The 5,695-nt window shown below is 46.5% G+C and carries 5 protein-coding genes; all 5 read left to right on the forward strand.

The features are described from left to right. The first annotated feature begins 157 nt into the window (after positions 1–157). Complete coding sequence (locus ACTHY5_RS10960) at positions 158–1,537, forward strand: MFS transporter (RefSeq protein ID WP_441879563.1); 1,380 nt, start codon at positions 158–160, stop codon at positions 1,535–1,537. A 202-nt stretch (positions 1,538–1,739) separates the two neighbouring features. Then, positions 1,740–2,744: an erythrose-4-phosphate dehydrogenase gene (gene epd, locus ACTHY5_RS10965; RefSeq protein WP_441879565.1), complete on the forward strand. Its 1,005-nt coding sequence runs from the start codon at positions 1,740–1,742 to the stop codon at positions 2,742–2,744. 46 nt (positions 2,745–2,790) lie between these two features. Then, a complete protein-coding gene (locus ACTHY5_RS10970; RefSeq protein ID WP_441879567.1) occupies positions 2,791–3,954 on the forward strand; it encodes a phosphoglycerate kinase in 1,164 nt (387 codons plus the stop codon). A gap of 63 nt (positions 3,955–4,017) precedes the next feature. Beyond that, complete coding sequence (fbaA, locus tag ACTHY5_RS10975; RefSeq protein WP_441879569.1) at positions 4,018–5,097, forward strand: class II fructose-bisphosphate aldolase; 1,080 nt, start codon at positions 4,018–4,020, stop codon at positions 5,095–5,097. 211 nt (positions 5,098–5,308) lie between these two features. Next, on the forward strand, positions 5,309–5,695 hold a 387-nt coding region (locus ACTHY5_RS10980; protein ID WP_441879571.1), incomplete at its 3' end, for a retention module-containing protein.

Genomic DNA, 5,695 nt, shown 5'->3' on the forward strand with positions numbered 1-5,695 from the left:
TCCGTGGGTTCCGTGGCGAAAAATTTTGATCAGTTAGTTTTACAGATTGGTATTAGGTTGGTGTTCTTCTGTGTATTTCGTGGCAAAAAATGGTTTATATTTTAGCTTCGAGCTTTCAGCTTCGATCTTTTGACTCCCACAATCAATAAGGCTTGGCATGATAAAACCTTTGGTCATTTCACTTTCTGCATTGATATTTAGCGTGTTACTTCTTATGGGTGGTAATACCTTTGTTATGACGTTGTTGGGGGTTAATTTAGGGCTAAAAGGCGTAGAGCCAACCCTAATTGGCGCCATTATGGTCTGTTACTCAATAGGCTTTGTGGTGGGATCCTTGTATGGAAAAAGAGTTATTAAGCGAGTAGGGCACATTCGTGCCTTTGCTGTATTCAGTGCTTTTTTAGGTAGCTCAACCCTGATTTACCCGCTAACCGAAAGCATTATCATTTGGTCATTATTAAGAGCCTTTGGTGGTGTTGCAGTTGCAGGATGCTTTATTGTTATTGAAAGTTGGTTTAGTGCCGTGGCTAATAACGATAACCGCGCGACTTTATTTTTCTCCTATCAAATTTGTACTTACTTAGCGGCAACAGCGGGTCAACTGCTTATCGGCTTTACCGACCCCTCTGCGTTTGTGCCCTTCACCCTAGGCGCCATAGTGCTAACAGCGGCACTGGTGCCGTTATCGTTAAGTCGTATGGATGCCCCAACCATAGAAAATAGTGAGCGGGTAAGCATAAAGTTTATTATAAAAAAAGTGCCTTTAGGCCTATTGGCGGCTTTATGCAGTGGCATGCTGATCACCAGCTTTTATGCCATGGCACCAGTATATGCTATTCAAGTTGGGCTAGAAGTAGAGCAACTCTCTTACTTTATGGCAGCTTCAGTTTTTACCTTCATTTTGTTTGCTTGGCCATTAGGTCGGCTGTGTGATCAGCTAGATCGTAGTAAAATTATGATCTGGATAAATATTATCGTGATATTAAGCGCGCTGGGGGTCGTGTTTGCAGGGCCTTACCATTTGGGCTTCTTAATTGGCTTCTCGGCGCTCTATATGGGAATGGTGGTCGCTATCTATCCCGTGGCCGTGGCGATTACCAATGACCGCATGGACGCACAATATATAGTGGCCGCCAGCACCACTTTGTTATTGAGCTATGGCTTGGGTAGCGCCTTAGGACCCTTATTCAGTTCTAGCATGATGACATGGCTGGGGGCGCAAGGCTTATATTATGGCAACATGGGCATTGCTTTGCTGCTAGGGGCTTATACTTGGTATTGGCGCTTAGACGTGAAGATGGTTGAAGTGGCTGATCAAGCACATTATATCCCAAGCTCAGCCGAAACCGTGGGGGTATTAGCCACACTTGACCCCCGTAACGAAGAGTTTGTAGATATTCCGCTAGAAGAGGTGTTTCCGCATATGGAAGCGGAAGAAATTGCCGAAGCCCAAGCTTGTCAGATGGAGCTCGATTTTCCTCAGCCTGAAGTAGAGGAAACAGATGAAGAGCAGATACTCGTGCCACACGAATATTAATCGCATATTGATCCACCTAGAAAAGCTAGATTGAGCTAGGTATTGGATAAAAACTCAGCCACAGACGTGGCTGAGCTCTCTTTTTCAGCCATCATCATAGTCACAGCCATTCCCCTTGTTGCCAATCCCCGTTAAACTTGTGCTTAGATTAAGCGGCATTAATAAAAAGTCGCAGCCTCAAGCCTTCAGGGAATAACAGTCAATGATCCGAATCGCCATTAACGGCTATGGCCGTATAGGGCGCAGTGTATTACGGGCTTTTTATGAGCGTAACCTACACAGCCAGATGAAAGTTGTGGCCATTAACGAGCTCGCAGAGCCCGAAGCTATGGCGCACCTAACCCGATATGACTCCAGTCATGGCCGCTTTGGTCACGAGGTCAAGCTACTTGATAACGCCTTTGACATTCATGGCGATATTATTCGCTTATGCCATGAGTCAGATCCGGCTAAGTTGCCTTGGGCTGAATTAGCGGTTGATTTAGTACTCGAGTGTACTGGTGTGCATTCTAGCCGCGACGATGCCAACCAGCATATTCAAGCCGGTGCTAAAAAGGTGTTATTTTCTCATCCGGGCGATAACGACTTAGATGCCACCATTGTGTATGGGGTAAATCACCAGCAGCTGACGGGGGCCGAAACCATGGTCTCTAATGCATCTTGTACTACCAACTGCGTGGTGCCTGTAATAGAAACCCTGCACCAAGCCTTTAATATTAAATGTGGTAACATCACCACCATTCACTCTGCCATGAACGATCAGCAAGTGATTGATGCCTACCACGGCGATTTGCGCCGTACTCGTGCCGCTAGCCAATCTATTATTCCCGTTGATACCAAGCTTGCCAAAGGGGTAGAGCGCATCTTGCCGCATTTTGCGGGTAAATTTGAAGCTATTTCAGTGCGCGTTCCCACCATTAACGTAACGGCCATGGACTTAAGTATCTTGGTTGAGCAAAAAGCCACGGTTGAAGCGGTTAACCAAGTATTACGTGAGGCTGCTCAGGGTCCACTAAAAGGCATTTTAGATTACACCGAAGCGCCTTTGGTGTCGGTTGATTTCAACCATGACCCTCACTCTTCCATTATAGATGGCACCCAAACGCGGGTGAGTGACGCTAACTTAATTAAAATGCTGATGTGGTGTGATAACGAATGGGGCTTTGCTAATCGCATGCTCGACACCAGTCTTGCTTGGCTCAAATAAACATTAACTACTTACTTATCTAACTGCTATATAAAGGACGCCCCCAATGTCTGTGATGACGATGAACCAACTCGATTTATCTGCTAAGCGCGTACTGATCCGTGCCGATTTGAATGTGCCAATTAAAGACGGCGTGGTGAGTTCAGATGCCCGTATTTTAGCATCACTTCCCACCATTAAAGCCGCCTTGGCTCAAGGTGCCAAAGTCATGGTGACTTCACATTTAGGTCGCCCCACCGAAGGCGAATATGCAGCCGAGTTTTCATTACAGCCTGTGGTCGATTATTTGCAAAAGGTGCTGACGGTTCCGGTACGCCTAGCAAAAGACTACATTGAAGGCGTTGAGCTGGCCAGCAACGAGCTGGTGGTATTAGAGAATGTGCGCTTTAACCTGGGCGAGAAAAAAGACGACGAGACACTAGCTCGCCAATATGCCGCCTTATGCGATGTGTTTGTAATGGATGCCTTTGGTACTGCCCACCGTGCCCAAGCTTCAACCCATGGCGTGGCCAAATTTGCCCCTATCGCGTGCGCCGGCCCACTATTATCAGCTGAACTAGCCGCCCTGGCTAAAGCTCTGGATAATCCTGCTCGCCCTTTAGTTGCGGTAGTGGGGGGCTCTAAAGTCTCTACTAAGCTGACCGTACTCGAGTCTTTATCCAATATTGCGGATCAGCTGGTGGTAGGAGGCGGTATCTCTAATACGTTTGTGGCCGCTGCTGGTCATAATGTAGGTAAGTCATTACACGAAGCCGATTTGATCCCCGAAGCCAAACGCCTGATGGCCAAGTGTGATATTCCATTGCCTACCGATGTACGTACCGCTACTGAGTTTTCTGACTCGGCTGTAGCTTGCGTAAAAAATGTGGCAGAGGTACAAGATAATGAACAAATTCTTGACTTGGGTGACAGCTCGGCTCATGAATTAGCCGACATCTTAAGAAAAGCCAAAACCATCATCTGGAATGGCCCTGTGGGCGTGTTTGAATTTGAACAGTTTCGCAATGGCACCCATATTGTGGCCAACGCCATTGCCGAGAGCGAAGCATTCTCTATTGCCGGTGGTGGTGATACCCTAGCAGCCATTGACCTGTTCGGTATTAAAGAACAAATTTCTTATATCTCAACGGGGGGCGGTGCCTTTTTAGAGTTTGTAGAAGGGAAAACCCTACCCGCAGTTGCCATGCTAGAGCAAAGAGCAAACGAGTAATATTTTGATTTATCTCGGCGGATCAGCGTGTCCGCCGACTGTGTTTTAGTGAGGAGAAAGTTAATGTCTCAGAAAATTTTAGATGTGGTAAAACCCGGTGTGGTATGTGGCCATGATATGCAAAAAATCTTTGCTATCGCTAAAGAAAACGCCTTTGCACTACCTGCAGTTAACGTAGTAGGCAGTGACTCTGTTAACGCCGTACTAGAAGCTGCTGCCAAAGTTAAAGCACCGGTTGTGGTTCAGTTCTCGAATGGTGGTGCGGCGTTTTTTGCCGGTAAAGGGTTAAAACTCGAAGGCCATCAAGCCGCTATCTTAGGGGCTATCTCAGGTGCGCAGCATGTGCATACTATGGCGAAAGCTTATGGGGTGCCGGTTATCTTGCACACCGACCATGCGGCTAAAAAACTACTCCCATGGATTGATGGCTTATTGGATGCCGGTGAAAAACACTATGCTGAAACTGGCAAGCCGCTGTTTAGCTCGCACATGATTGACCTGTCTGAAGAGTCTCTAGAAGAAAACATTGAGATTTGTGGCCAGTATCTAGCACGTATGAGCAAGATTGGCATGACGCTAGAAATTGAATTAGGTTGCACCGGCGGCGAAGAAGACGGCGTAGACAATACTGGTATGGACAGTTCACTGCTGTACACCCAGCCAGAAGATGTCGCTTATGCCTATGAAAAGCTCAGTGCTATTAGTGATATGTTTACCATTGCAGCCTCTTTTGGCAACGTGCACGGCGTTTATAAGCCAGGTAACGTTAAGCTTACCCCGAAAATTCTAGATAACTCACAAAAGCACGTATCTGAAAAGTTTGGGCTACCCGCTAAATCATTAGACTTTGTGTTTCATGGCGGCTCAGGCTCATCAGCGGCAGAAATTGAAGAGTCTATTGGTTATGGCGTGATCAAAATGAACATTGACACAGATACCCAGTGGGCCACATGGGCCGGCGTTATGGATTACTACAAAGCCAAGCAAGATTACCTGCAAGGCCAAATCGGTAACCCAGATGGTGACGAAAAGCCAAACAAAAAATACTACGATCCCCGTGCTTGGTTACGTGAGGGGCAAAACAGCATGATAGCCCGTTTAGAGCAGGCCTTTGGCGAGTTAAATGCTAATGATGTGCTTTAAAATAGCTCACTTAATAACGTAATTGATAAAATACCGACTGAGAGTCGGTATTTTTTTACTTAGTATCCAACATTTCATTCTAAAAAGTAGAATAGTTGAGCGTTTTTTAGCCTTGTATTGGTCGATTAATGCTAATAGATGGTTCTCATTACTCCAACTACTATTAATAGCAACTTGAATAACCAGCTAGCTAATAGTGACGGGAGTCAACATGGAACATGCAACAGTAATTGAATTAGTTGGTAATGCTTTCGTGCTCACAGCCAACGGAGAAAAGGTTGCGCTGCAACAAGGCGATGAAGTTCTTGCTGGCGCTATTGTGATGACTGAATCAGGCTCAAAAGTCGTGGTGCAAGGCCCCGACTTTAGGTTAGAGCTGAATGAAGATAGCTTAACCGAAATCCCCAAAGAATTACTAGATGCCGCCCAAGCCCCACAAATATTAGATGTTGGCAGCGACGATGTTGCCGCATTGCAAGCGGCAATTTTGGATGGTCAAGACCCGACCCAAGCTTTTGAAGCCACCGCTGCCGGTTTGCCTGATGCAGGGGCTAACCCTGCCGGCAACGCCGATGGCAGTGGTAATGGTGGTTTCGTG

The organism is Oceanisphaera sp. (assembly GCF_052084945.1).
Lineage (GTDB): Bacteria > Pseudomonadota > Gammaproteobacteria > Enterobacterales > Aeromonadaceae > Oceanimonas.

Bases quoted from the DNA above. Each gene is read 5' to 3' on its own strand.
- ACTHY5_RS10960 (WP_441879563.1), top strand. From the start codon at position 158: ATGATAAAACCTTTGGTCATTTCACTTTCTGCATTGATATTTAGCGTG.
- epd (WP_441879565.1), top strand. From the start codon at position 1,740: ATGATCCGAATCGCCATTAACGGCTATGGCCGTATAGGGCGCAGTGTA.
- ACTHY5_RS10970 (WP_441879567.1), top strand. From the start codon at position 2,791: ATGTCTGTGATGACGATGAACCAACTCGATTTATCTGCTAAGCGCGTA.
- fbaA (WP_441879569.1), top strand. From the start codon at position 4,018: ATGTCTCAGAAAATTTTAGATGTGGTAAAACCCGGTGTGGTATGTGGC.